Annotated in this window: 27 protein-coding genes and 1 tRNA gene; 14 read left to right on the plus strand and 14 right to left on the minus strand. The window is 76.6% G+C overall.

The features are described 5' to 3' along the window. Positions 1 to 18: 18 nt before the first annotated feature. Positions 19 to 1,149 carry a citrate synthase 2 gene (locus tag ACI79L_RS10990; RefSeq protein WP_456936820.1) on the minus strand — a complete coding sequence of 377 codons (1,131 nt, stop codon included), beginning with the start codon at positions 1,147 to 1,149 and terminating at the stop codon, positions 19 to 21. A 162-nt stretch (positions 1,150 to 1,311) separates the two neighbouring features. On the opposite strand from ACI79L_RS10990, the gene pdxH reads away from it, so the two are divergent. Together pdxH and ACI79L_RS11000 are read left to right on the plus strand one after the other, a co-directional pair. Beyond that, the gene (gene pdxH, locus ACI79L_RS10995; protein WP_456936821.1) at positions 1,312 to 1,959 is read left to right on the plus strand and encodes a pyridoxamine 5'-phosphate oxidase; all 648 of its coding nucleotides are present in this window, start codon (positions 1,312 to 1,314) and stop codon (positions 1,957 to 1,959) included. Between the two features lie 107 nt (positions 1,960 to 2,066). Beyond that, positions 2,067 to 3,320 (plus strand): MFS transporter, encoded by a 1,254-nt coding sequence (locus tag ACI79L_RS11000; protein ID WP_456936822.1) that lies wholly within the window; start codon positions 2,067 to 2,069, stop codon positions 3,318 to 3,320. 52 nt (positions 3,321 to 3,372) lie between these two features. On the opposite strand, the gene ACI79L_RS11005 is transcribed toward ACI79L_RS11000, so the two are convergent. Further along, entirely contained in the window at positions 3,373 to 3,789 is a 417-nt protein-coding gene (locus tag ACI79L_RS11005) for an ester cyclase (RefSeq protein ID WP_456936823.1), read from the minus strand. Positions 3,790 to 3,862: 73 nt separating this feature from the next. Between ACI79L_RS11005 and ACI79L_RS11010 the strand changes: the two genes are divergently transcribed. Then, complete coding sequence (locus ACI79L_RS11010; RefSeq protein WP_456936824.1) at positions 3,863 to 4,537, plus strand: TetR/AcrR family transcriptional regulator; 675 nt, start codon at positions 3,863 to 3,865, stop codon at positions 4,535 to 4,537. A 90-nt stretch (positions 4,538 to 4,627) separates the two neighbouring features. Here the strand turns inward: ACI79L_RS11010 and ACI79L_RS11015 are convergent, their stop codons facing one another. Next, positions 4,628 to 5,305: a UdgX family uracil-DNA binding protein gene (locus ACI79L_RS11015; protein ID WP_456936825.1), complete on the minus strand. Its 678-nt coding sequence runs from the start codon at positions 5,303 to 5,305 to the stop codon at positions 4,628 to 4,630. An 85-nt stretch (positions 5,306 to 5,390) separates the two neighbouring features. Here ACI79L_RS11015 and ACI79L_RS11020 point away from each other — a divergent pair, with 85 nt between their 5' ends. The 3 genes from ACI79L_RS11020 to ACI79L_RS11030 all read left to right on the plus strand — a co-directional run bounded on the left by ACI79L_RS11020 (position 5,391) and on the right by ACI79L_RS11030 (position 8,455). Next, the gene (locus tag ACI79L_RS11020; RefSeq protein WP_456936826.1) at positions 5,391 to 6,320 is read left to right on the plus strand and encodes an ABC transporter ATP-binding protein; all 930 of its coding nucleotides are present in this window, start codon (positions 5,391 to 5,393) and stop codon (positions 6,318 to 6,320) included. After that, complete coding sequence (locus ACI79L_RS11025) at positions 6,317 to 7,489, plus strand: ABC transporter permease (protein WP_456936827.1); 1,173 nt, start codon at positions 6,317 to 6,319, stop codon at positions 7,487 to 7,489. Before ACI79L_RS11020 ends, ACI79L_RS11025 begins: the two co-directional genes overlap by 4 nt. A gap of 105 nt (positions 7,490 to 7,594) precedes the next feature. Beyond that, on the plus strand, positions 7,595 to 8,455 hold the full coding sequence (locus ACI79L_RS11030; protein ID WP_456936828.1) for a tetratricopeptide repeat protein: 861 nt from the start codon (positions 7,595 to 7,597) through the stop codon (positions 8,453 to 8,455). 57 nt (positions 8,456 to 8,512) lie between these two features. On the opposite strand, the gene ACI79L_RS11035 is transcribed toward ACI79L_RS11030, so the two are convergent. Continuing rightward, positions 8,513 to 9,418 (minus strand): SMP-30/gluconolactonase/LRE family protein, encoded by a 906-nt coding sequence (locus ACI79L_RS11035; protein WP_456936829.1) that lies wholly within the window; start codon positions 9,416 to 9,418, stop codon positions 8,513 to 8,515. 57 nt (positions 9,419 to 9,475) lie between these two features. On the opposite strand from ACI79L_RS11035, the gene ppc reads away from it, so the two are divergent. Further along, a complete protein-coding gene (gene ppc, locus ACI79L_RS11040) occupies positions 9,476 to 12,283 on the plus strand; it encodes a phosphoenolpyruvate carboxylase (RefSeq protein WP_456936830.1) in 2,808 nt (935 codons plus the stop codon). Here the strand turns inward: ppc and ACI79L_RS11045 are convergent. Beyond that, positions 12,246 to 13,205: a glycosyltransferase gene (locus ACI79L_RS11045; protein WP_456936831.1), complete on the minus strand. Its 960-nt coding sequence runs from the start codon at positions 13,203 to 13,205 to the stop codon at positions 12,246 to 12,248. The genes ppc and ACI79L_RS11045 overlap by 38 nt on opposite strands. A 67-nt stretch (positions 13,206 to 13,272) precedes the next feature. On the opposite strand from ACI79L_RS11045, the gene ACI79L_RS11050 reads away from it, so the two are divergent. Then, a complete protein-coding gene (locus tag ACI79L_RS11050) occupies positions 13,273 to 14,337 on the plus strand; it encodes an inositol monophosphatase family protein (protein ID WP_456936832.1) in 1,065 nt (354 codons plus the stop codon). Here ACI79L_RS11050 and ACI79L_RS11055 read toward each other — a convergent pair. After that, on the minus strand, positions 14,334 to 15,731 hold the full coding sequence (locus ACI79L_RS11055; protein ID WP_456936833.1) for an FAD-dependent oxidoreductase: 1,398 nt from the start codon (positions 15,729 to 15,731) through the stop codon (positions 14,334 to 14,336). The two genes, ACI79L_RS11050 and ACI79L_RS11055, sit on opposite strands and share 4 nt — an antisense overlap. An 84-nt stretch (positions 15,732 to 15,815) precedes the next feature. Between ACI79L_RS11055 and ACI79L_RS11060 the strand changes: the two genes are divergently transcribed. Next, a complete protein-coding gene (locus tag ACI79L_RS11060) occupies positions 15,816 to 16,124 on the plus strand; it encodes a putative quinol monooxygenase (RefSeq protein WP_456936834.1) in 309 nt (102 codons plus the stop codon). Positions 16,125 to 16,206: 82 nt separating this feature from the next. On the opposite strand, the gene ACI79L_RS11065 is transcribed toward ACI79L_RS11060, so the two are convergent. The 7 genes from ACI79L_RS11065 to ACI79L_RS11095 form a co-directional block, all read right to left on the minus strand. Beyond that, the gene (locus ACI79L_RS11065) at positions 16,207 to 17,016 is read right to left on the minus strand and encodes an Fpg/Nei family DNA glycosylase (RefSeq protein WP_456936835.1); all 810 of its coding nucleotides are present in this window, start codon (positions 17,014 to 17,016) and stop codon (positions 16,207 to 16,209) included. After that, positions 17,009 to 18,382, minus strand: coding sequence for a cryptochrome/photolyase family protein (locus ACI79L_RS11070; RefSeq protein ID WP_456936836.1), 1,374 nt, complete (start codon positions 18,380 to 18,382; stop codon positions 17,009 to 17,011). Before ACI79L_RS11070 ends, ACI79L_RS11065 begins: the two co-directional genes overlap by 8 nt. A 48-nt stretch (positions 18,383 to 18,430) precedes the next feature. Continuing rightward, positions 18,431 to 18,751 carry a GNAT family N-acetyltransferase gene (locus ACI79L_RS11075; protein ID WP_456928117.1) on the minus strand — a complete coding sequence of 107 codons (321 nt, stop codon included), beginning with the start codon at positions 18,749 to 18,751 and terminating at the stop codon, positions 18,431 to 18,433. A gap of 125 nt (positions 18,752 to 18,876) precedes the next feature. Continuing rightward, positions 18,877 to 19,047 carry a hypothetical protein gene (locus tag ACI79L_RS11080; protein ID WP_456936837.1) on the minus strand — a complete coding sequence of 57 codons (171 nt, stop codon included), beginning with the start codon at positions 19,045 to 19,047 and terminating at the stop codon, positions 18,877 to 18,879. Positions 19,048 to 19,096: 49 nt separating this feature from the next. Further along, entirely contained in the window at positions 19,097 to 19,393 is a 297-nt protein-coding gene (locus tag ACI79L_RS11085; RefSeq protein WP_456928119.1) for a hypothetical protein, read from the minus strand. A 64-nt stretch (positions 19,394 to 19,457) separates the two neighbouring features. Beyond that, positions 19,458 to 19,982 (minus strand): hypothetical protein, encoded by a 525-nt coding sequence (locus ACI79L_RS11090; protein ID WP_456936838.1) that lies wholly within the window; start codon positions 19,980 to 19,982, stop codon positions 19,458 to 19,460. Positions 19,983 to 20,040: 58 nt separating this feature from the next. Then, a tRNA-Arg gene (locus ACI79L_RS11095) sits at positions 20,041 to 20,113 on the minus strand. Between the two features lie 95 nt (positions 20,114 to 20,208). Between ACI79L_RS11095 and ACI79L_RS11100 the strand changes: the two genes are divergently transcribed. Genes ACI79L_RS11100 through ACI79L_RS11120 form a run of 5 tightly spaced genes read left to right on the plus strand, consistent with a single transcriptional unit; the run spans position 20,209 to position 23,200 of the window. Next, a complete protein-coding gene (locus ACI79L_RS11100) occupies positions 20,209 to 20,532 on the plus strand; it encodes a hypothetical protein (protein WP_456936839.1) in 324 nt (107 codons plus the stop codon). A gap of 44 nt (positions 20,533 to 20,576) precedes the next feature. Beyond that, positions 20,577 to 21,014: an SRPBCC family protein gene (locus tag ACI79L_RS11105; RefSeq protein WP_456936840.1), complete on the plus strand. Its 438-nt coding sequence runs from the start codon at positions 20,577 to 20,579 to the stop codon at positions 21,012 to 21,014. 41 nt (positions 21,015 to 21,055) lie between these two features. Further along, positions 21,056 to 21,910, plus strand: a complete 855-nt coding sequence (locus ACI79L_RS11110; RefSeq protein ID WP_456936841.1) for an NAD-dependent protein deacetylase — start codon at positions 21,056 to 21,058, stop codon at positions 21,908 to 21,910. Further along, complete coding sequence (locus ACI79L_RS11115) at positions 21,907 to 22,206, plus strand: biopolymer transporter Tol (protein WP_456936842.1); 300 nt, start codon at positions 21,907 to 21,909, stop codon at positions 22,204 to 22,206. Before ACI79L_RS11110 ends, ACI79L_RS11115 begins: the two co-directional genes overlap by 4 nt. A 31-nt stretch (positions 22,207 to 22,237) precedes the next feature. After that, entirely contained in the window at positions 22,238 to 23,200 is a 963-nt protein-coding gene (locus ACI79L_RS11120) for an MSMEG_6728 family protein (RefSeq protein ID WP_456936843.1), read from the plus strand. On the opposite strand, the gene ACI79L_RS11125 is transcribed toward ACI79L_RS11120, so the two are convergent. After that, the gene (locus tag ACI79L_RS11125) at positions 23,170 to 23,907 is read right to left on the minus strand and encodes a phosphotransferase family protein (protein WP_456936844.1); all 738 of its coding nucleotides are present in this window, start codon (positions 23,905 to 23,907) and stop codon (positions 23,170 to 23,172) included. The genes ACI79L_RS11120 and ACI79L_RS11125 overlap by 31 nt on opposite strands. Positions 23,908 to 24,041 lie beyond the last annotated feature (134 nt).

Genomic DNA, 24,041 nt, shown 5'->3' on the forward strand with positions numbered 1-24,041 from the left:
TGGTCGGGCGGCCTGGGACTACGCCGGGGCGGCCGCGTTGACGGCCTTCACCTGGATGGTGTCGAAGCCCTCGACCTCCTCGGGCTTGCGCGCGGCGGGCCCGACGTAGCGGGCCGACGGGCGCACGAGGCGGCCGGTCTGCTTCTGCTCCAGGATGTGCGCGCACCAGCCGGCGGTGCGGGCACAGGTGAACATCGACGTGAACATGTGGCTCGGGACCTCGGCGAAGTCGAGGACGATCGCCGCCCAGAACTCGACGTTGGTCTCGATCGGCCGGTCCGGGCGCCGCTCGCGCAGCTCCTTGAGCGCGGCGTTCTCCAGGGCCAGCGCGGCCTCGAAGCGCGGGGCGCCGAGTTCCTTCGCGGCCTTGCGCAGCGTGCGGGCGCGGGGGTCCTCGGCCCGGTAGACCCGGTGCCCGAAGCCCATCAGGCGCTCCTTGCGGTCGAGCAGGTCCTTGACGTACTTCTCCGCGTCGCCGGCCTGCTCCACGCCGTCGAGCATGTGCAGCACCCGTGAGGGGGCGCCGCCGTGCAGCGGGCCCGACATCGCGCCGATCGCGCCGGACATCGCGGCGGCGACGTCGGCGCCGGTGGAGGCGATGACGCGGGCGGTGAAGGTGGAGGCGTTCATGCCGTGCTCGGCGGCCGACGTCCAGTAGGCGTCGACGGCCGCGACGTGGCGGGGGTCGGGCTCGCCGCGCCAGCGGACCATGAACCGCTCGACGATCGTCGAGGCCTCGTCGATGCGGCTCTGCGGCACGGCCGGGACGCCGATGCCGCGGGCGGACTGGGCGACGTAGGACAGCGCCATGACCGCGGCGCGGGCCAGCTGGTCGCGGGCCTCCTCGTCGCTGATGTCCAGCAGCGGGCGGTAGCCCCAGAACGGGGCGAGCATCGCCAGCGCGGCCTGGACGTCGACGCGGACGTCGCCGCTGTGCACCGGGATCGGGAACGGCTCGGCGGGGGGCAGGCCGGGGCCGAACTTGCCGTCGACCAGCAGCGCCCAGACGTTGCCGAAGGTGATCTTGCCGACCAGGTCCTCGATGTCGACCCCGCGGTAGCGGAGCGACCCGCCGTCCTTGTCGGGCTCCGCGATCGTCGTCTCGAAGGCGATGACGCCTTCGAGGCCGGGTACGAAGTCGTCGGCCATCTCGCATGCTCCTCTGCGCGCGCGGACCTCGTGCCCGCACGTTCAGCGGCGCACGACTGCACCGCGACACTAGGCCCCGCGGCCGCCTCCGTTCCATCCGGGGCTGCCGTCCAGCGGGAGCCGCCCGGCGCCCGGTCCCCGGCGCGGTGTCAGCATGGCGGGGTGGCCGACCTCTCCCGCATGCGCAGGGACTACGACCGCCCGGGCCTGCGCGAGGAGGACCTCGCGCCCACCTGGGTCGAGCAGTTCGACGCCTGGTTCCGCGACGTCGTCGCCGCCGACGTCCCCGACCCGAACGCGGTCGTCGTGGCCACGGCCGACGCCGACGGCGCCCCCGACGCGCGGATCGTGCTGCTCAAGGGCTACGACGAGGCCGGCTTCGTCTTCGGCACCAGCTACGCCTCGACCAAGGGCGCGCAGCTGGCCGCCAACCCGCGCGCGGCGCTGGTCTTCCCCTGGCACGCGCTGCAGCGGCAGGTCCGGGTGACCGGCACCGTCGAGCGCGTCGGCGAGGCCGCCTCCGACGACCTGTGGGACCCCCGCCCGCGCGAGGCGCAGCTGGCCGCCGTCGCCTCGGTCCAGTCCACCGTCGTCGACTCCCGGGAAGAGCTCGAGGCGCGGGTGCGGCTGCTCGACGAGGAGACGACGACGGAGAAGGTGCCGCGGCCGCCGGCCTGGGGCGGCTACCGCGTGGTGCCGCGGACCGTCGAGTTCTGGCAGGGCGGCCCGGGCCGGCTGCACGACCGGCTGCGCTTCGTCCGCGACGACGAGGAGGGGGGCGGCTGGGTGCTCCAGCGGCTCGCCCCGTGACGGAGGACCCCGTTGCCCCCCGCCCCTCGCACGCTCGGCGCGGGCCCCTGCAGCCGGGCCGACCCGTCGGCCCGGCCGAGCCGGGGAAGGTGGCGGAGCCCGCGCCCGTGCCGCGCCGCCGCGGCTGGGCGCTGGACACCAGCCCGCTGCGCAACCCCGGCTACCGGCGGCTGTTCTGGGGGCTGACCTCGACGATGGTCGGCCAGCAGATGACGCTGGTCGCCGTCCCGGTGCAGGTCTACGCGATCACCCGCGACTCGCTGCTGGTCGGCGTCACGTCGATGGTGTCGCTGGTGCCGCTGGTGGTCTTCGGCCTGCTCGGCGGCGCGATCGCCGACGCGATGGACCGGCGGAAGCTGATGCTCGTCACCGGCGTCGGCTCGGCGGTGACCAGCGCGCTGCTGGCGCTGCAGGCGCTGCTGCCCGGCGGCGGGAACATCTGGCTGCTGTGGGTGCTCGTGGCCGCGGTCTCCGGCTTCACCGCGGTCAACCAGCCCGCCCGCAGCGCGGTGATCCCCGCGCTGGTCGGGCCGGAGGGCGTGGCGGCGGCGAACGCGCTGGCGATGACCGTGCGGCAGGTCGGCGTCATCGTCGGCCCGCTGGTCGCCGGGCTGCTCATCGCCCTGGGCGACCTGTTCGTCGCCTACGCCGTCGACGCCGCCACGCTGCTCGTCGCCGTCGTCCTGGTGCGCGGCCTGCCGCCGCTGCCGCCGGGCGGGAACACCGGGCCGCTGCGCCTGGGCGCCGCCGTCCGCGGGGTGGGGGAGGGCTTCGCCTTCCTGCGCACCCAGCCGGTGCTGCTCATGACGTTCGTCGTCGACGTGATCGCGATGCTGTTCGCCTGGCCGCAGGCGGTGTTCCCCGAGCTCGCCGCCGACCGCTACGCCGGGTCGGCCAACGCCTACGGGTGGCTGTTCGCCGGCATCTCGATCGGCGCCCTGCTCATGGGCCTGACCTCGGGCTGGGTGTCGCGGGTCGACCGGCAGGGCGCGGTGGTGCTGGCCGCGATCGTCGTGTGGGGCGTCGCGATCATCGGGTTCGGGCTCGCGCAGCCGCTGTGGCTGGCGGTGTTCTTCCTCGCCGTCGCCGGGGCCGGGGACATGGTCAGCGCGGTGCTGCGCTCGTCGATGCTGCAGACCGCCGCGCCCGACGAGATGCGCGGGCGGATGCAGGGCGTGTTCATCGTCGTCGTGGCCGGCGGGCCGCGGCTGGGCGACCTGCGGGCCGGCGCGGTGGCCAGCGCGGCGGGCGTCGGGGTCGCCATGGTCTCCGGCGGCGTCATCGTCGTCGTCGCGATGGTGGTGGTTGCGCTGCTGGTGCCCTCGTTCCGGCTGTTCCGCGCCTCGCGGACGGCGCCCTAGGGGGCGCCCCCGCGAGGACGAACGGGTCGGCCGCCCGGCCGGCCCGGGACGGTCAACTCGTGAGCTGGCGCGTGAGAGCGGCATCGTCGCGCACAGCCCAGTGCTCGACGGCCTTGCCGCCCGTGAAGCGGACCATGTGCATCTGCCGGTAGGAGAAGGCCCGTCCCGTGGCCGGCAGGCCGAAGAAGTCACCGGTGTGCCGCCCGGAGTGTGTGCAGTAGAGGGCGACCGTGTCGCCCTCCGTGACCGTGCGGTGGATGGTCCACCTCTGGTCGGAGAACGCGCGGGCCAGCGCGTGCATCGGGTAGGCGATGCTGCCGAGCCCGGGCGGCGTCCCCTCGGGCGCGTCGTGGTTGACGACCGCGGGGCTGACGGCCTCGGCGAGCGCGGCCTCGTCGTCGGCCGGGAAGACCTCCTCGAGAACCCGGCGGGCGATCGCCGTGATGTCCGGGGTGGCGGTGGCGGTCATGGCTCCTCCCCTCTGCGGGGTGACCGCCGGGGCGGTGGGCACCCCTGTATTGATGCCAGTATCGTTCTCGCCAATGTCGGACGACGCAAGGCCCCGGCGGCGTTATGACGCGCCTCGACGGCGTGAACGCGCGGCGCTCACGCGCCGGCGGATCGTCGAGGCGGCAGCGCACCTGTTCCTGGACCGCGGCTACGTGGGGACGACGATCCCGGCCGTCGCCGAGGAGGCAGGGGTCGCCGTCGAGACGGTGTACCGCTCCGCCGGTGGCAAGGCCGAGCTGCTGGCGGCGGCGGTGCAGGCGGCGATCGCAGGTGGGGCCGCCCGGGCCGAGGTGCCGGTCGACGAACGTCCGGGCATCCGCAGGGTCATCGAGGAGGTCGACCCTCGCAAGCAGCTCCGGGCCTACGCCGCGACCCAGCCGGGCGTCTGGGGGCGTACCGGACCGCTGCTTCGCGTTCTCGAGTCCGCCGCCGGGCACGATCCCGCACTCGTGTCACTGCGGGAGCGGTTGGCGCAGCAGCGGCTTGAGGGGATGCGCCGGTTCGCCGGGCTGCTGCACGAGCGAGGCGCGCTCCGGGCCGGGGTCTCGCCCGACCGGGCGGCGGACCTGCTGTGGACGATCTGCGCGCAGGCGAATCACGACAGCCTCGTCGTCGACCGGGGTTGGAGCGAGGAGGAGTACGAGATCTGGCTCGGCGACACCTTGATCGGTGCGCTGCTGGAGGAGCCCCCCGCTCCCGGCGGGTGAGCGCCAGGATCGTGCCACCAGCCAGGTGGTCACCCCTCGGTCCAGGACTCTTCCGCGGGGATGCCCCGCTGGGCCCAGGGTCGTCGCGCTCTACGCCAGGGCGCCGGCGACGACGCGGAGGTCCGCGACCAGCGCGTCGAACGCCGCGGCACGGGCCTCGTCCGGCGTCCGCAGGATCGCCGAGGGGTGCGCGGTCGCGAGCATCCAGGTCTGGGCGGGGGCGTCCTCCTCCGGCTCGTCGTCGCCGGCCTCGGCGCGCGCGACGCCCGGCGGCGTCCACGGCATGAGCTTCCCGCGCTCCTTGGTGATCCGGAACGACGGCGAGATGAGCGCCTTGGCCGCCGTCGCGCCCAGGCAGACGACGACCTCGGGCTTGAGCACCTCGAACTCCGCCTCCAGCCACGGCCGGCAGGCGCGGAGGTGCTCCGCGCCCGGCGACTGGTGGATCCGCCGCTTGGGCGTCGGGGTGAAGCGGAAGTGCTTGACCGCGTTGGTGACGTAGGCGTCCTTGCGCTCGATCCCGGCCTCGGCCAGCGCCCGGTCCAGCAGCCGGCCGGCCGGGCCGACGAACGGCTCGCCCCTGCGGTCCTCCTGGTCGCCGGGCTGCTCGCCGACGAACACGATCCGGGCGGTCTCCGGGCCCTCGCCGAAGACGGTCTGGGTCGCCGGCTCCCACAGCTCGCAGGCCCGGCAGCCGGCCGCCGCCTGGCGCAGCCCGTCCAGCCCGACGCCCGACGGTGGGCTGGCGGGGACGTTCTCCTGGCTCATGCCCCGATGACACCCCAGGTCAGCACGGTCCGCGAGGCGGGACGGATAGCGTCGGCGCGCACGGGGATCTTGGAACGGAGGAACGGTGCTCGAGTTCGACGGGCTCCACAAGAGCTACGGCGACAACCGCGTGCTGGAGGGCGTCGGCTTCACCGTCGCCCCCGGCTCGATGTTCGGCTTCTGCGGGTCCAACGGGGCCGGGAAGACGACGACCATGCGCATCGCCATGGGCCTGGCCCGGGCCGACGCGGGCGAGGTGCGCTGGCGCGGCCGGCCGCTGGACGAGGAGACCCGGCGGCGGATCGGCTACATGCCGGAGGAGCGCGGGCTCTACCCGAAGATGCGGGTCGGCGAGCAGCTGACCTACTTCGCCCGGCTGCACGGCATGGACGCCGCCGCCGCGGCCCGCGCCGCGGACGAGTGGTCCGGGCGGCTGGGCCTGGGCGGGCGCCGCGGCGACCCCGTCGAGAAGCTGTCGCTGGGCAACCAGCAGCGGGTGCAGCTCGCCGCCGCGCTGGTCAGCCGGCCCGAGGTGCTGATCCTCGACGAGCCCTTCAGCGGCCTGGACCCGGTCGGCGTCGACGCGCTGGCCGAGGCGCTGCTCGAGCAGTGCCGCGCCGGGGTGCCGGTCGTGTTCTCCAGCCACCAGCTCGACCTGGTCGAGCGGCTGTGCGACTCGGTGGGCATCCTCGCCCGCGGCCGCATGGTCGCCACCGGCACCGTCGAGGAGCTGCGCCGCCGCGAGGCCGGCCGGCTGCTGCGGGTCGTCGTCCCCGACGCCGCGCCCGGCTGGGCCGCCGCTGTGCCCGGCGTCCGGGTCGTCTCCGAGCAGGCCGGCGACACGCTGCTGGAGCTGGCCGCGGACGCCGACGACCAGCAGGTCCTCGCCGCCGCGCTGCGCACCGGCCGGGTCACCCACTTCGCCCGGCGCGAGGCCACGCTGGTCGAGCTGTTCCGCGAGGCCGTCGCCGACCCGGCGCAGCAGGCCGCGCAGCCCGAGGAGGTGGCCGCGTGACCGCCCCGCTGTCCAGCGGGCGGCTGGTCCGCCTGGTCGCCGCCCGCGAGGTCTCCACCCGCATCCGCGACAAGGCGTTCATCGCCAGCTCGGCGCTGATGATCGTGCTGATCCTCGGCCTGCTGGTCTTCCAGGTCGTCGTCGACTCCGGGGAGGACACCAGCCGCGTCGGCGTCGTCGGCGACCCCGGGCAGGTGGGCCGGGCCCTCGAGGCGCAGGGCGACGCGCTCGGCGTCGACGTCGAGGTGGTCCGCTTCGACACCGACGACGCCGCCCGCGCCGCCGTGGAGGACGAGGGCGTCGACGGCGCCCTGGTCGGCGCGGCCGCCGCCCCGGAGCTCGTGGTCCGCGAACCCGACACGACGCTGGAGGCGGTCGTGTCCGGCGCGGTCGGGGCGGTCGCGCTCACCGACGCGCTCGCCGGGGCCGGCGTCGACCCCGCCGACCTGCCGCGGCTGTCGGTGACCGCCCTCGACGGCGACGGCGACGGGCAGGGCGTCGTGGTCGCGATCGTCGGCGTCGTCGTGCTCTACAGCCTGCTCATCCTCTTCGCCCAGTTCGTCGCGCAGGGCGTCGTCGAGGAGAAGTCCAGCCGGGTGGTGGAGCTGCTGCTGGCCACGATGAAGCCGTGGCACCTGCTGGCCGGGAAGATCCTCGGCCTCGGCGTGCTCGGCCTCGCGCAGATCGCCGTCATCGCCGCGGTCGGGGTCGGCGGGGCGCTCGCCTTCGACGTCGTCGACCTGCCCGGTGAGCTGGTCGGCACGGTGCTGTGGCTGCTGTTCTGGTTCGTCCTCGGCTACGCGTTCTACGCGTCGCTGTTCGCCGTCGCCGCCTCGCTGGTCAGCCGGCAGGAGGACCTCGGCAGCGTGCTCACGCCGGCGACGCTGGTGCTGGTCGCCGGGTTCGTCGTCGCCCTCCAGGCGGCCGGTGACCCGGACGGGACGCTGGCCGCGGTGACCTCGTACGTGCCGGGCCTGTCGCCGATGGTCGTGCCGGTGCGCCAGGCGGCCGGCGACGTCGCGGGCTGGGAGGTCGGCGTGGCCGTCGTGCTCATGCTCGTGGCGATCGCGCTGGTGGTCCGGCTGGGCGGCCGGGTGTACTCCGGCGCCCTGCTCCGGACCAGCGGGAAGACCAAGCTGCGGGAGGCCCTGCGGGCCGGGCGGGCCTGAGCACCGGGCGGGGGGACACCCGCCCGGACGAGCACCGGACACGTTGGGGTGACCTCACCCCTGCGGAGGGCGTGCGCCCAGGTCAGCGCGGCCATCATCGGCGCCATGACCGAGGACCTGGACGCGCGCCTCTGGCGGCTGCAGGCCTCCGAGGACGCCGACGAGCTGATCGAGCTGGGCTGCGACCTCGCCGACGCCGGCCGGCAGACCGACGCCGAGTGGTGCTTCCGCCGCGCGGCGGAGCTCGGCGACGCCACCGGCTACTACGACCTGGGCAACAGCCTCGCCGCGCAGGAGCGCTGGACCGAGGCCGCCGAGGCCTACGAGGTGGCCCTGGCCGGCGGCGAGGCCGACGCCTGGCGCAACCTCGGGCTGGTGCTCGAGCAGCTCGGCGACCTCGCGGGGGCCATGGCCGCCTACCGCGGCGCCGCCGACGCGGGCGACACCGAGGGCGGCCTGCAGCTGGCCTTCCTGCTGCGCGAGCAGGGGGAGCGCGACCAGGCCCTGTCCGTCGCCGAGGAGCTGGCCGCGAGCGGCGACGCCGAGGCCGACGCCGTCGCCGCCTGCTGGCAGTGGTGCGCGACCCTCGACCCGGCCCTGGAGGACCGGCTGCGCGCCGGCGCCGCCCACTTCGCCGCCGCCCGCGCCGACCTCGCCGCGCTGCTGCTGCAGACCGGCCGCGCGGAGGAGGCCCGCTCGGTGCTCGAGCGCGGCGCCAAGCTCGGCGAGCAGGTGGCCTGGCTGCCGCTGGGCAACCTGTACCGCGAGCTGCTCGCCGACGACGAGGCCGCCGAGGAGGCCTACCGCGCCGGGATCCAGGCCGGCGACGCGTACTGCCACCACAACCTCGGCGTGCTGCTGGCCGACCGCGGCGACCTCCCCGGCGCCGCGGAGGAGTTCGAGCGGGGCGCCGCCGCCGGCGACCAGCTCGCCGCCGCCGCGCTCGCGCTCCTCCAGGGCAGCTAGCCGGTCCGTGCACGTCCGCGGAGCTGCACCGTGCGGTTCCGCGGAAGTGCACGGACCTCACACCTGCCGCAGGCCGCTCAGGGGGCCGCGGTAGGGGTTGGCCGCCGCGCCGGTGACCCCGGGCCGCACGGTGAACAGCCGCCCCGCCCCGTCCTCGTCGCCGTCGCCGTGCGCGGTGCTGATCACCAGCAGGCCGCGGTCCGGCCCGGCGAAGGCGCAGCTGGAGGTGTGGGCTACCGGCACCTCGACGACGGCGAGCAGCTCGCCCTCCGGTGACCAGCGGCGCACCTGCCCGCCGCCCCACATCGCCGTCCAGAGGCAGCCCTCGTCGTCGACGGTGAGGCCGTCGGCCACGCCGTCGGGGCCGCCGGTCTCCAGCAGCACCCGCCCGCGGCTCCACGAGCCGGAGGACGGGTCGTGGTCGAAGGCGTGCACCAGGCCGGGGCCGGAGTCGGCGAGGTAGACGGTGCGGTCGTCGGGCGACCAGCCCAGCCCGTTGGAGACGGTCAGCCCGTCGCGGACGGTGGTCACCGTGCCGTCGGTGTCCAGCCGGTAGAGGGCGCCGGCGCCGGGGCGCTCGTCGAAGGCCATCGTCCCGGCGTAGAACCGGCCGGTGCGGTCGCACTTCCCGTCGTTCATGCGGGTGCCGCCGTCGTCCTCGCGGCCGCCCTCGCCGGCCAGCTCCAGCAGCACCCGGGCGGTGCCGTCGTCGGCGAGGTGGGTGAACCCGGCGCCGGCGGCGGCCAGCCACCCGCCGCCGGCGGCCGGGACGACGGCGCCCACGGTGTCGCCGGCGCGCAGCGAGCCGGCGTCGGTGAGCGTGTCGCCGTCGAGGGCGGCCCGGCGGACGACGCCGGCGCCGACGTCCACCCAGAGCAGCTCGGCGCGGGCGTCGTCCCAGGTGGGGCCCTCCCCGTGGTCGGCGGGGGCGGGGGCGGCGGGGGTGGCGCGCAGCGTCAGCACGCGGGGGAGCTTCCCCCGGGACACCTGCCCGTCACATCGGGGGCCGATACTGCCCGCATGTCGGAAGCCACCGTCGACGTCGCCGACCTGCGCCTGCCCGGGCGCGACCCGGAGGGGGACGGCCGGGCCGACGACGCCCCGCTGCGCGAGGACATCCGGCTGCTCGGCCGGGTCCTCGGCGAGGTGATCCGGGAGCAGAGCGGCGACGACGTCCTGGACCTGGTCGAGTCCACGCGCGTGCAGGCCTTCGCGCTCCGCCGCTCGGAGACCGACCGGGCGGAGGTCGCCGCCCGCATGGGCGACCTCGACGTCCGCGCGGCCAACCACGTCATCCGCGCCTTCAGCCACTTCTCGCTGCTGGCCAACCTGGCCGAGGACCTGCACCACGAGCGCCGCCGCCGGCACCACCGCCGGGCCGGGTCGCCGCCGCAGCCGGGCAGCCTCGCGGCCACCTTCGCGCTGCTGGACCGGGCGGACCTGGACCCCGACGTCGTCGCGCGGGAGCTGACCGGCGCGCTGGTGGTCCCGGTGGTCACCGCGCACCCCACCGAGGTGCGCCGCAAGACGATCTCGCAGGTGCAGCAGGAGGTCACCGAGCTCATCCGGGAGCGCGACCGGATGGCGCCGGGCGAGGTCGACGAGGCGGCCTGGTCGGCGCAGCTGGAGCGGGCGGTGCTCACCCTCTGGCAGACGGCGCTGCTGCGGCTGTCCCGGCTGCGGCTGGCCGACGAGATCGACGAGGCGCTGCGCTACTACGACCTCTCGCTGTTCCGGGTGGTGCCCGAGATCAACGCCGACCTGCGCCGCGCGCTGCGGGAGCGCTGGCCGCAGGCCGGCCTGCCGACGCAGCCGGTGCTGCAGCCGGGCTCGTGGATCGGCGGCGACCGCGACGGCAACCCGTTCGTCACCGCCGACGCCGTCCGCCGGGCCAGCACCCGGCAGGCCGAGACGGCGCTGGCCCACCACCTCGGCGAGCTGGTGCAGCTGTACCGCGAGCTGTCGATGTCCGACCGGCTGGTCACGCCGACGCCGGAGCTGGCGCACCTGGCCGAGGCCTCCCGCGACGACTCGCCGTTCCGCGCCGACGAGCCCTACCGGCGGGCGCTCAACGGCGTGCACGCCCGGCTGGCCGCCACCGCCAGGCGGGTGCTCGGGCGGGTGCCCGGGGTGCCGCCGATCGCCGAGCTCGACCCCTACGACACCCCCGACGAGCTGCTCGCCGACCTCGCCGTCGTCGACGCCTCGCTGCGCAGCCACGGCGCGGGCGCGCTGGCCGACGACCGGCTGGCCCGGCTGCGCGACGCCGTCGAGGTGTTCGGCTTCCACCTCGCCGGGCTGGACATGCGGCAGAACTCCTCGGTCCACGAGGAGGTCCTCGCCGAGCTGCTGGCCTGGGCCGGCGTGTGCCCCGACTACGCCGCCCTCGACGAGGCCGCCCGGGTGGAGCTGCTGGCCGGGGAGCTGCAGATGCGCCGGCCGCTGGTGCGCCCGGGCGCGCAGCTGTCGGAGCTGGCCCGCGGGGAGCTGGACCTGCTGGAGGCCGCCGCCGGGCAGGTCGCGCTGCTCGGCCCGCGGGCGATCCCGAACTACGTGATCAGCATGTGCGAGTCGGTGAGCGACGTGCTGGAGGTCGCCGTCCTGCTCAAGGAGGTCGGCCTGCTCGACCCCGACGGCGAGGACGGCCCCACCTGCCCGGTCGGCATCTCGCCGCTGTTCGAGACGATCGCCGACCTGCAGGGCGCCGGCGAGACCATGACCGCCGTCCTCGCCCAGCCGGTGTACCGGGCGCTGGTCGCCAACCGCGGCGACGCGCAGGAGGTCATGCTCGGCTACTCCGACAGCAACAAGGACGGCGGCTACCTCGCCGCCAACTGGGCGCTGTACCGGGCCGAGCTGGCGCTGGTCGAGGTGGCGCGGCGCGAGGAGATCCGGCTGCGGCTGTTCCACGGCCGGGGCGGCACCGTCGGCCGCGGCGGAGGTCCGAGCTACGAGGCGATCCGCGCGCAGCCGCCCGGCGCGGTCGCCGGCGCGCTGCGGCTGACCGAGCAGGGCGAGGTCATCGCGGCCAAGTACGGCGAGCCCGACCTCGCCCGCCGCAACCTCGAGGCGCTGGTGGCGGCGACGCTGGAGGCCACGCTGCTCGACGTCGAGGGCCTCGGCGACGGCGCGGAGGAGGCCTACGCGCTGCTCGACGACCTCGCCGGCCGGGCGCAGGCGGCCTACCGGGCGCTGGTGCACGAGACCCCGAGGTTCGTGGAGTGGTTCCGCGCCGCGACGCCGATCCGCGAGCTGGCCGAGCTGAACATCGGCAGCCGCCCGCCCTCGCGCAAGGCCGGCGACCGGATCGCCGACCTGCGGGCCATCCCGTGGGTGTTCAGCTGGTCCCAGGCGCGGATCATGCTGCCCGGCTGGTACGGCACCGGCTCGGCGCTGGAGTCCTGGATCGGGGACGACCCGGTGCGGCTGGCCCGGCTGCAGGAGCTGCACCGGCGGTGGCCGTTCTTCCGGACGGTCCTGTCGAACATGGGGATGGTGCTGGCCAAGACCGACCTCGACCTCGCCGCCCGCTACGCGGGGCTGGTGCCGGACGAGGAGCTGCGGGGGCGGGTGTTCGACCAGATCACCGCCGAGCACGAGCGCACCTGCCGGGTGCTGCTGGCGGTCACCGGCGACGACCACCTGCTGGCCGACAACCCGTCTCTGGCCCGGTCGATCCGCAACCGGTTCCCCTACCTGGAGCCGCTGCACCACCTGCAGGTGGAGATGCTGCGCCGGCGCCGGACCGGGGACGACGACGAGCTGGTGCGGCGCAACATCCAGCTGACGATCAACGGGATCGCGACGGCGCTGCGGAACTCGGGCTGAGCTCGCGCACCGGGAGGCGGTGGCGGTCCAGCCAGGCGGCCAGCCGGGCGCCGTCCCAGGGGCGGCGGCGCCGGGCGGCGGCCATCACCAGCGCGCGCGGCAGCTCGGCCAGCGCCAGCGCGATGCCCGCGGCGCCGGGGGTGTCGCCGTCGCGGAGGTGGTCGAGGACCGGGCGTCCCCGCCGGGCGAGGAAGGCCGCCGTCTCCCGGACCGGCCGGTCGGCGTGCTGGGGGAGGAGCACCTGGACGGTGCGGGCGTAGTGCCACTCCCGCAGGAACACCCCGCGCGCGGTGCGGCCGCCCCTGCCGTGCAGGAAGACGGTGTCGGGCACCCGCAGCAGCAGGTGCCCGGCCGCGCGCAACCGCCGGGAGGCGTCGCGGTCCTCGTTGTAGAAGAAGTACAGCGGGTCGAAGCCGCCGGCGGCGAGGAACTCCGCCCGGCGCACGAGCAGCGCGGTGCCGGCCAGCTCCTCGGCCGGGAACGGCGGGCCGGGCGGGTCGTCGTCCTCGCCGGGGCCGTGCACCGCGGGCGCGGCCCAGATCGCCCGCGGCTCGGCGTCGAGGACCGCGGCCAGCCGGCGCAGCATGCCCCGGTCGGGCTCGCCGTCGGAGTTGACCAGCGCGACGTAGCGGCCGGAGCAGGCGTCGAGCGCGAGGACCATGGCGCGCGCCCAGCCGAGGTTGCGCGGGGCGGACAGCACCCGGGCGTCGGCGTCGGGGTGGCAGTCGCGCAGGAGGGCGCGGGCGGCCGCGGAGGTCGCCGGCGCGGCGGCGTTCTCCACCAGCAGCGCCCGGCCCCGCCACCCCGGGCCCGTCGCCGCCGCCACCGCGGCGTGGTGCCGGGCGAGCATCTCCGGCGCCTCCCGGTGGACGAGGAACACGACGTCGACGTCGTCGAGGAGGGTGCGCGCGGGTGCCGTCACCGTGGCGCCCTACCCCGCGCGCGCCGGTGGCCTACCGTGCCGGGGGAGCACTGACGGCGGGGGGACCGTGGCGGACACGATGCGGGTGGCGGCGTCGGGGGAGGACCTGCGCGCCGCGGCCCGGCTGCTGGGCATCGGCCCGGCGGCCCTGGCGCCCGAGCTGCTCGACCCCGGCGCGCGGCTGCTGGTCGGTGACGGCGCCGCCGCGCACCTGCGCCGCCGCTGGACCGACGAGGGCACCACCGAGGCCGTCGTCCTCCACCGCTCCACGCACGTCACCGGCCGCTCGGCGCTGCTCGCCGTCGCCGCGGCCTGGGGCTGCTCGCAGGTCCGCGACGCCGGCACCGGCCGGGTGGTCGAGGTGGCACCCCCGCCGGACGAGGCGCCGCTGACCGCCCGGTTCGCGCACCTGGCCGCGCTGGCCGCGACCCGGGTCGAGGTGGCCGTGGCGCTGGCCCGCGACACCGGCCGCGACCGGCGCAAGGACGACGGCAGCTGGTCGATGGCCGCCGACGAGGCCGCGCACGCCGCCGCGGCCGGGACGCTGGCCCCGCTCGGCGTGCCCGTGCTGTCGGAGGAGCGGCCCGACCCCGCCGTGTCCGACGACGACCCGTGGATCGTGCTCGACCCGCTCGACGGCACCGGCAACTTCCGCGCCGGCCTGCCGCCGTGGGCGTTCTCGGCGGCGCTGGTGCACCGCGGCCGGGCGGTGGCCGGGCTCGTCGTCGACCTGTCCTCGGGGCGCCGCTGGGCCGGGACCGCGGACACCGGCGCGCAGCGGGACGGCGTGCCGGCGCGGGTGCGGGAGGGCAGCACCGTCGTCGCGCCGTCGGGCCGGACCGTGCGGGTGCCCGCGACGGCGCACCGGGTGCGGGTGACCGGCTGCACCGCCGTCGACCTGTGCCTGGTCGCCGACGGGTCGGCCGGCGCCTGGCACGACCTGGACCGCAGCGGCACGCACGTGCACGACGTCGCCGGCGGGCTGGCCGTGCTCGCCGCCGCCGGCGGGGTGGCGCTGACCCCCGACGGCGACCCGCTGTCCCTCCGGCCGGACACCGAGACGCTGATCCGGTTCGTCGCGGCGGCCTCCGCGCAGGGCGCGCGGGACCTGATCGCCGTGGTGCGGGACTAGCGCCCCGCGGCCGCCCGCACCGCGGCCAGCAGGGACTCGCGCTCGTGCAGCGTGGTCCGGGCGCGGCCGCGGGTGGCGCCGAGGGCGACCTCGGCGGCGTCGATGGCCCGCCAGTCCTCCAGCAGCACCGGCTCGGCGCCGCGGGCGCGCAGCGTGCGCACCAGGTCGTCGCGGTCGCCGTGCGCGCCGATCACCCCGGCCTCGGCGTCGGCCAGCAGCGAGGCCACCGTCTCGCGGGCGTCGTGCTTGTTGGTGCCGACGACGCCGGTGGGCCCGCGCTTGATCCACCCGGCCACGTACTCGCCGGGGGAGCGGGCGCCGTCGCGCAGCACCCGGCCCTCCGCGTTCGGCACGGTGCCGGTGCGCGGGTCGACCGGCAGGCCGGGCAGGCCCTGCCCGCGGTAGCCGACCGAGCGGACGACGAGGTCGGTGGGCAGCACCTCGGTCTCGCCCGTGCCCACGGCCCGCCCGTCGCCGTCGACGGCCGTGCGTTCCACCTCGATCCCGGTGACCCGGTCGGTGCCGAGGATGCGCACCGGCCGGCGGTAGAAGCGCAGCCACAGCCGGCCGCGGCCGGGCTCGGGCCGGTGGCCGGCCCACTCGCGCAGGACGGCGAGGTTGCGGCTGGCGTTGCGGTCGCCGGCCAGGCGCTCCTCGGCGGCCGGGTCGAGGTCGAGGTCGGCGGGGTCGACGAGCACGGTGGTCCGCTCCAGGCCGGCGAGCTCGCGCAGCTCCATCGTGGTGAACGACGCCTGCGCCGGGCCGCGGCGGCCGAGCACGGTGACCTCCTCGACCGGCGTCGCGGCGAGGGTGTCGAGCACGTGCTGGGGCATGTCGGTGGGCTCGAGCTCCTGCGGGGCGCGGGAGAGCACCCGGGCGACGTCGAGGGCCACGTTGCCGACGCCGACGACGACCGCCCGCCGCGCGCCCGCGAGCGCCGCCTCCACCCCCGCCCGGTCGGCGTCGGGGTGGCCGCAGTACCAGGCCACCAGGTCGGTGGCGGCGAGGCTGCCGGTGAGGTCCTCGCCCTCGATCGCCAGCGCCCGGTCCAGCGCCGCCCCGTAGGTGTAGACGACGGCGTCGACGTGCGCGCGCAGGTCCTCGAGCGAGACGTCGGTGCCCACCTCGACGTTGCCGACGAACCGCACGCCCGGGTGGTCCAGCGCCCGGTGCAGGGTGTCGCGGATCGCCCGCATCTTCGGGTGGTCGGGGGCGATGCCGTGCCGGACCAGGCCGAACGGGGTGGGCAGCCGGTCGAGCAGGTCGACGGTCACCGGGACCGGTGCCCGGCGGGTCAGCGTCTCGGCGGCGTAGATGCCGGCCGGGCCGGCGCCGACGACGGCGACCCGCAGCGGCCGCTCACCGTCCGGGGCGGGGGATCCGTCGTCGGCCACGACTGGCATCCTGGCCCGGCCGGGGCGTGGTGCGCCAGATCACCGCCCCGGCGAGCCGACCACCCACCGCAGAGGGGACCGCCCGTGTCCGTCGTCGTCGTCGCCACCATCAGCCCGAGGCCCGAGCACCTGGACGAGGTCCGTCAGGCCGTGCTCGAGACGGTGCCGCAGGTGCACGAGGAGCCCGGCTGCGAGCGGTACGCGCTGCACGAGGGCCGCGGCGTCCTCATCATGGTCGAGCAGTGGGAGAGCCCCGAGGCGCTGGCCACCCACGGCAAGGCCGAGCCGCTGACCGCGCTGTCGGCCAAGCTCGAGGGCAAGCTCACCGAGCGGCCCGCCGTCCAGGTGCTCACCGCCCACCCCGCCGGCGACCCCGCCAAGGGCGCCCTCTGAGCTCACCCCTACCGTCGAGATCACGTGATCTCGTACGTCCTGGGCGGCCCTGGTGTACGAGATCACGTGATCTCGGCAGCCGTCAGGCCGCCTGGCAGACGGGGCACCAGTAGAGGTTGCGGCCGACCATCTCCTCGGTGCGCACCTCGGTGCCGCAGATCCGGCACGGCAGTCCGGTGCGCCGGTAGACGTAGTGCGCGTCCTCCCGGCGCACCGCACCCGAGCGGCGGGAGCGGTCGGCCGGCTGCGTGGTCACGATCCGGCCCATCCGGACGCCGGCGCGCATGAGCACCACCAGGTCGTCCCACAGCGCCTGCCACTCCTGCGCGCCGACGTCGCGGCCCGGGCGGAACGGCGAGACGCGGTGCCGGAAGAGGATCTCGGCGCGGTAGACGTTGCCGACGCCGGCCAGCACCGACTGGTCCATGAGCAGCGCGCCGACCGCCGTCCGGCTGCGGCCGACCCTCGCGTACGACAGCGGGCCGCCGCGGCGGGTGCGCAGCGGGTCGGGGCCGAGCCGGTCGAGGATCGCGTCGACCTCGGGCTGGGGAAGGACGTCGCACGCCGTCGCCCCGCGCAGGTCGGTCCACACGCCCTCGCCCTTGGGCCCGTCGGCCACCCAGCGCATCCGCAGCGCGCCGCGCGGGGGCGGCGGGTCGCCGACGCCGGTCGTGTAGGTGCCGTAGAGGCCCAGGTGGACGTGCAGCACGTCGCCGCCGAAGTCGGCGAACAGGTGCTTGCCGTAGCTGGTGACCTCCTCGAGCACCCGCCCGTCGAGCAGCGCGGCGCCGGCGGCGAAGCGGCCCTGCGGGCTGGTGACGTGCACCGGCCGGCCCGCGAACAGCTCCGACTGCTCCGCGGCCAGCCGGTACAGGGTGTGGCCCTCAGGCACCGCGCACCGCCCGGTAGCGGGCCAGCGCCACCTGCCGCTCCTCGGCGTGGTCGACGACCGGCAGCGGATAGCCCTCGGGCGGGCCGCCGGGCACGGTCCACGGCTCGTGCACGTACCGGTCGGGGACGTCGCGCAGCTCCGGCACCCAGCGCCGCACGTAGACGCCGTCGGGGTCGAACTGCCGGCCCTGCCGGGTCGGGCTGAAGACCCGGTAGTACGGCGAGGGGTCGGTGCCCGTGCCGGCCACCCACTGCCAGCCGTGGTGGTTGCTGGCGAGGTCACCGTCGACGAGGTGGTCGAGGAAGTACCGGGCGCCGCGGCGCCAGTCGACGTGCAGGTCCTTGCAGAGGAACGACGCCACGATCATCCGCACGCGGTTGTGCACGTAGGCCTCGCCGCGGAGCTGCCGCATCCCGGCGTCGACGATCGGGTAGCCGGTGCGCCCCTCGGCCCAGGCGGCGAAGTGCTCGTCGGCGACCGGGCCGGTGTCGTACTGCATGCGCTTCATACGCTCGTCGAACGGCTCGCGCGCGGTCTCCGGGCGGTGCCACAGGACGTCGGCGTAGAAGTCGCGCCAGACCAGCTCGCCGGTGAACCTCTCCACCGCCTCGGCGTGGTCCCCGGCGAGCGCCTGCGCCTCGGCCAACAGGGTCCGGGGGTGGACGGTGCCGTACTTCAGGTGCGCCGACAGCCGGCTGGTGCCGTCGGTGCCGGGGGTGTTGCGCGAGGCCGCGTAGCCGGGCAGCCGCTGGTCGCGGAACAGCGCCCAGGCGTCCAGTCCGGCGCGCTCGCCGGCCGGGGGCAGCACCGTGCCGTCGAGGTCCTGCGCCGGCGGCAGGTCCTCGGAGCGGACGCCGGCGGCCCACACGACGTCGTCCGGGAGGGGGGCGGGGGAGTGCAGCCCGCGCGCCCGCCAGGCCCGCGCGAACGGCGAGTAGACCCTGAACGGCGTCCCGTCGTCCTTGGTCAGCCGGCCGGGGGTGACGCCGTAGGGCGAGCCGGTGCGGACGAGGGGGACCTCGCCCAGCGCCCGCTCGACCGCCGCGTCCCGCGCCCGCCCGTACACGCCGGCGTCGGAGGACACGTGCACGCTCGCCGCGCCCGTCTCGCGGACGAGGCCGGGCACGACGCGCGCCGGGTCCCCGGAGCGGACGACCAGCGCCCCGCCGGTCTGCTCGCGCAGGTCGGCCAGGCAGTCGCGCAGGAACTCCCGCCGCGGCCGGCCCGACGGCTCCCACAGCCGCGGGTCGACGACGAAGACCGGCACCACGGCGCCGTCCCGGCCGGCCGCCTCGACCGCGGCGACCAGCGCCGGGTGGTCGCGCAGCCGCAGGTCGCGGCGGAACCAGAGCAGGGCTGTCGGCACCCGCGCCAGGTTAGGTCGCCCGGCGCGGGGCCGCAGGTCAGCGCCGGGTCAGCGGTCGGCGGTGGCCAGACCGAAGTGGGGCTTGTCCTCGTCGGCGACGAGGTCGAGCGTCTCGGGATGCTGCTGGATGTAGTGGCGCACGAAGGAGCAGTAGGGCAGGACGTGCAGTCCGCGCTCGCGGGCGGCGTCGAGGACGCCACCCACCAGGACCTTGCCGAGTCCGCGACCCCCCATGCTGGGGTCCACCTCGGTGTGCGGCAGGGCCATCGTGCCGTTCTCGACGTGGTAGCTGGCCAGTCCGACGACGCGCTCGCCGACCCGCACCTCGAACCGTCCCCGCTCGGGGACGTCGACCACCGTGGTCTCCATCGTTGCGTTCCCACCTCCGCTATGCCCCGGCGCCGTTGCCGGGGGCACGACGTGCATCTGGAACGGTAACGCCTCGGAGGCCGAGAGGTTTCCTGCGCGAACGGGGTGTCCGCCGGACGAGTTCGTCAGCCGGTGCTGCCCCACAGCGCCAGGACGGCGCCCGCGACGAACGCGACGGGGGCGAGGCGGAGCACGCTCGGGCCCCACGGGTCCTCCGGCCGGGAGGCGTGCGCGGTGGCGACGGCGAGTGCGCCGACGGCGACGGCCAGGACCAGTGCTACGACGAGGAAGTCCATGACGACCCTCCCTGCTCGCTCGTGGTACAGGGGTACCACCGAGCGGCCGTCAGGGGCGGGGGTTCGTGCGCGTCCACCCGCGGTCGTCCCGGCGGGCGCCGAGCGCGGCGCGGCAGCGGCGGCACACGGCCTGCACCTCCTCGGCGTGGCGGCCGGACTCGGGCTGCACGTCGGCCCAGCCCACGTGCGGGAAGCGGGCCAGCCGGGAGCGCGAGAGCGACAGGCCGCAGACCGTCTCGTTGCGCCCGCGCTCCCAGGCGTGCACCTCGCCGCTGGGGTAGCGGATGCCGTCGTCGGGGTCGGTCCACTGGCCGGCGGCCGCGACCGCGGCGTTGCGGAGTGCCATGCGTCCCCCGTACCCGCGGTGCACCGTCGGGCCCACCCCGACGCCGCGGCGGGGGCGCGCCGGGTCAGCGCAGGTCGTCGAGCCGGTCCTGCAGGGACTCCAGCTGGGCCTGCGCCCGGGCCTCCACGCCGTCGAGGAAGGCCGCCGCGGCGCGCATCTCGCGGTGGACCGCGGCGACGTCGACGCGGTCGGAACCGAACGCGGTCCGCAGCCGGATGAGTGCGCGGGACGTCACCGCCGTGTCCTCGGCGGCGTCGGGCCACAGCTCGACCAGCACCTCCTGCACCGCGCTCCAGTGGGTGAAGACGTCGTCCCCGTCGAGCGCGAGCGGCTCCCCGGTGAGCGCCGGCAGGTCCTCGACGAGGACGAGCAGGGAGAGCCGGAGGTGCTCCCGCCAGGCGTCCAGGAAGCGGTAGACCAGCCACTGGCCGGCCGGGTCCCCGGCGGTCAGCCGCGCGTACAGCAGGGCCGTCTCCTGGAGGACGCCCTCCCGCTGCTCGTAGCAGCCCTGCCGCCCGTCCCAGGACAGCGGCACCAGGAGCGCGTCCGCCGACGCTGCAGGTCCCGCCGAGTCCGCGTCGTCCGCCATGGTCCGGAACGGTAGAGGGCCTCCGGCCCCGCCCGGAACGCCGGACGCCCGGCGCGGGTGCCCCCGGCAGGATTCGAACCTGCGACACACGGTTTAGGAAACCGATGCTCTATCCCCTGAGCTACGGGGGCTCGTCGGCGCTGCGCCGACCGGGGTGTGCGCAGCCGAGGCTACCGGGACGACCGGGAGGGGCCCGCGGAGCGTCCCCGGTGTCTACCGTCTGGGTGTGTTGCTCGCAGTGGTCGAGATCGTGCTGCTGCTGGTGCTCGTCGCCCTGCTGCTGTCCCGCCTCGGCGTCTGGACGGCGGGCCGGCGGGCGGCTCCGCCGCGGGCCCGGTGGGCGCCGGCGCACGACGAGGTCGAGGGGCAGACGCGGGTGCTGCTGCGCCGCTCGTACCCGGGCCCCGACGGGGCGCCGGTCGTGCTCGAGGACCGGGTGTTCGCCACCTTCCCCGCCGACGACCCCGCCTGGGAGGCCCGCTTCACCGAGGCGATGGCCGGCGCCCGGTTCCGCTGCTCCTACCTGGACGCCGAGGACTCCGCCGGCTGAGCCCCCGCGGCGCGGCCGGCGCCGGCGAGGGCAGGATGGCGGCCATGGGACAGGTCGTGGCCACCGCCGAACGCGTCGTCCGTGCCCCCGCCGAGCAGGTGCGGGCCGCCCTCGCCGACTACACCGGCACCCGGCGCGAGGTGCTGCCCGAGCAGTTCAGCGACTACCGCGTCGAGGCCGGCGGCCAGGGGGCGGGCACGCGGGTGCACTGGCGGTTCGCCGCGACGTCGAAGCGGGTGCGCGAGCAGGACGTCGAGGTCACCGAGCCCGACGGCACCCTCGTCGAGCGCGACACCCGCTCGTCGATGGTCACCACCTGGACCGTCACCCCGGCCGACGCCGGCAGCAGCACCGTGCGGGTGCGCACCACCTGGAACGGCGCGGGCGGCATCGGCGGCTTCTTCGAGCGCACCTTCGCCCCCAGGGGCCTGCGCCGCGTGTACGACGACCTGCTCGGCCGCCTGGAGGGCCGGCTTCCCTGACGACGGCGGCGCGGCGGGCGGTCACGGAGGACCATGGGCCGGTGACCGCCGCCCTCCCCGCCGTCCAGACCGCGGACGGCCTCGACGAGCTGGCCGCCCTGGTCGCCGACGGCGACGTCCTCGTCCTCTCCGGCGCCGGCCTGTCCACCGACTCCGGCATCCCCGACTACCGCGGCGCCACCGGCTCCCTCCGCCGGCACACGCCGATGACCTGGCAGACCTTCCGCCGCGACCCGCGCGGGCGGCACCGCTACTGGGCGCGCAGCTACGTCGGCTGGCCGCAGATGGCCGCCGCCCGCCCCAACGCCGGGCACTCCGCCGTGGCCCGGCTGCAGCGGGCCGGCCTGCTGGCCGGCGTCGTCACGCAGAACGTCGACGGGCTGCACCAGGCCGCCGGCGCCCGGGACGTCGTCGAGCTGCACGGCGGGCTGGACCGGACGGTCTGCCTGGCCTGCGGGGACGTCGCCCGGCGGGACGAGCTGCACCGCCGGCTGCGGGCCGCCAACCCGGCCTTCGGCCCGCGCGTGGACGAGGTGAACCCCGACGGCGACGCCGAGCTGGCCGACGAGGTGCTCGACGGCTTCGTGATGGTCGGCTGCACCGCGTGCGGCGACGGGCCGCTCAAGCCCGACGTCGTCTTCTTCGGCGAGACCGTGCCGCGCGACCGCGTGGACACCTGCTTCCGGATGCTCGAGGACTCCGCCGGCCTGCTCGTCCTCGGCTCCTCGCTGACCGTCATGAGCGGCTACCGGTTCGTGCTGCGCGCCGCCGAGCTCGGCATCCCGGTGGCGGTGGTCAACCTCGGCCCCACGCGCGGCGACGCCAAGGTCGACGTCAAGGTGGACGCCCCGCTCGGCGAGGTGCTGCCCGAGCTGGCCCGCCGCTGCGGCGCGTGACCCGCCGCGAGGTCGAGCACACCGGGGACGGCCGCTGGGTCGTCGTCGACGGGCGGCGGTGGCGGACGGCGGACCCGTCCCTGCCCGACGACGTCCGCGCCCGGCTGCTCTCCCACCTGGGCACGGCGCGCGCGGCGGTGCGCACGGCTCCCGACCCCGCGGCGCGGCGGGCCGCCCGGGACCGGGTGCAGCTGGCCAAGACCGGGCTGGGGGAGCGCGGCCCGGCCTGGTGGGAGCAGGACGACGACACCCGCCGCGCCCGGTGGGAGGCGGCGCTGGAGGCGCTCGGCGGTTGACCGCCCGCCCGACCGGGCAGGAACCGCCGCGATGCAGACCTTCCTGCCGGTGGCCGACTTCGAGGAGAGCGCGCGGCTGCTGGACTCGCCGCGCCTGGGCAAGCAGCGGGTCGAGACGCTGCAGGTGCTGCGCGCCCTGGAGCTGCCCGACTACGGCTGGACCTCGCACCCGGTCGTGCACATGTGGCGCGGGCGGACGGCGGCGCTGGTCGTCTACGGCCTGGCGATGGTGCGGGTCTGGCGCGAGCGCGGGTTCGCCGACAGCACGCACACGCTGATCGCCGAGTTCGCCCCCGACGTCGAGGGCGCCACGCAGGACGAGCTCGCCCGCGCCGGGATGCTGCCCTCCTGGGTCGGCGACGAGGCGCTGCACCTGTCCCACCGGTCGAACCTGCTGGCCAAGGAGCCGGACTTCTACCGGCCGCGGTTCGCCCCGCTGTTCGGCGCCGAGCCCGACGACCTGCCCTACGTCTGGCCCGGTCCCGACGACGTCCCGCCGGCGGCCGAGCCCGAGGGCACCCGGGTGTGGGTGGTGCGGCCGCGGGCGCACAACGAGCTGGGCGCGTGCCTGGCCGCCGGCGTCGTCGGGCTGGGCACCCAGTCGGGGATCGACGTCGACGCCACCGGCCTGTCACCGGCCGAGCTGCGCGCGCTGGCCAAGGAGATCTCCGGGCGCCGGCCGAGCAAGGACCTCCGCCAGCTGTCGACCTTCCTCGACGAGATCCGCCCCGGCGACCCGGTGGCCCTGCCCGTCGAGCACGGCGCCGGCCTGCTCGTCGGGGAGGTGCTCGGCGACTACCTGTTCGACGGCCGCGAGCTGCTGCCGCACCGCCGCCCGGCCCGCTGGGACCACGTGGTGCCGCGCGCCGCGGCCCGCCCGCCCGCGACCCTGCAGGACCCGCGCGCGCTGTTCCCCGTGGTGCTCGACCCCGACGTGCTGCCGCCGTCCCTGGCCGGCACCACCTACCGCGAGCCCGCGCTCCCGCTGGTCTGAGCCGCGCGGACGACGCTCGTCCACGCCTGCGTGTGCAGCCGGCGCAGCTCCAGCCACGGCGCGAGCTCGGCGTCGGACGGGCCGCCCGCCGCGTCCAGCGCGGCGCGGCCGTCCAGCCGGGAGGTGAGCCGCAGGCAGGCGAGGTCCCACTCCGGCGGCCCGGCGCAGGTGTCCTCGAGGTCGGCCCACCGCCAGCCGCCCGGCGTGGCCAGCAGGTTGCCGGGGTGCGCGTCGCCGTGCAGCGCCTGCACCAGGCCGCCCAGCCGGGGCCGGAGGGCCTCCACCCGCTCCGCCGTGCGCGCGCGGACGGCGGCGTCGACGCCCCACGCGCCCGCCCGCTCGCTGAAGACCGCGAGGTCGTCGAGCGGGGTGTCCAGCGGGCTCCCGGTCACGGGCAGACCGGCGAGCACCGCGTGCAGGCCGGCGAGCGCGGTGGCCACCTCGGCCGGGGTCGGCGTCCGCGGCAGCACCTCCACCCGGGTCCAGAAGGTGAGCGTCAGACCCTCCTGCACGTGCGGCCCCGGCGGCAGCAGGTCGCTCGGCGGGACGACGGGCGCGCCGGCCGCGGCCAGGGCGCCGGCCAGCGCCACCTCGCGGCCGAACGGGCGGCGCGGGTCGGGGCGCAGCAGCGGCGTCAGCGTCGCCACCCGCGCCACCACCGGCGCCGGGGCCAGGTGGACGACGACGTTGACGCCGTCGTGCAGCACCCGCGGCCCGGTGGACCGGAGGCCGTGGGCGGGGGGCCCCCCCCGGGCGGGGGGGCCCCCCCCCCCGGCCCCCGGCGCACCTCCCCCCCCCACCCCCCCCTATATTCCAGCCCCCCCCCCCCCCCCCCCTAAAA

The sequence above is a fragment of the Geodermatophilus sp. SYSU D00684 genome, assembly GCF_054050455.1.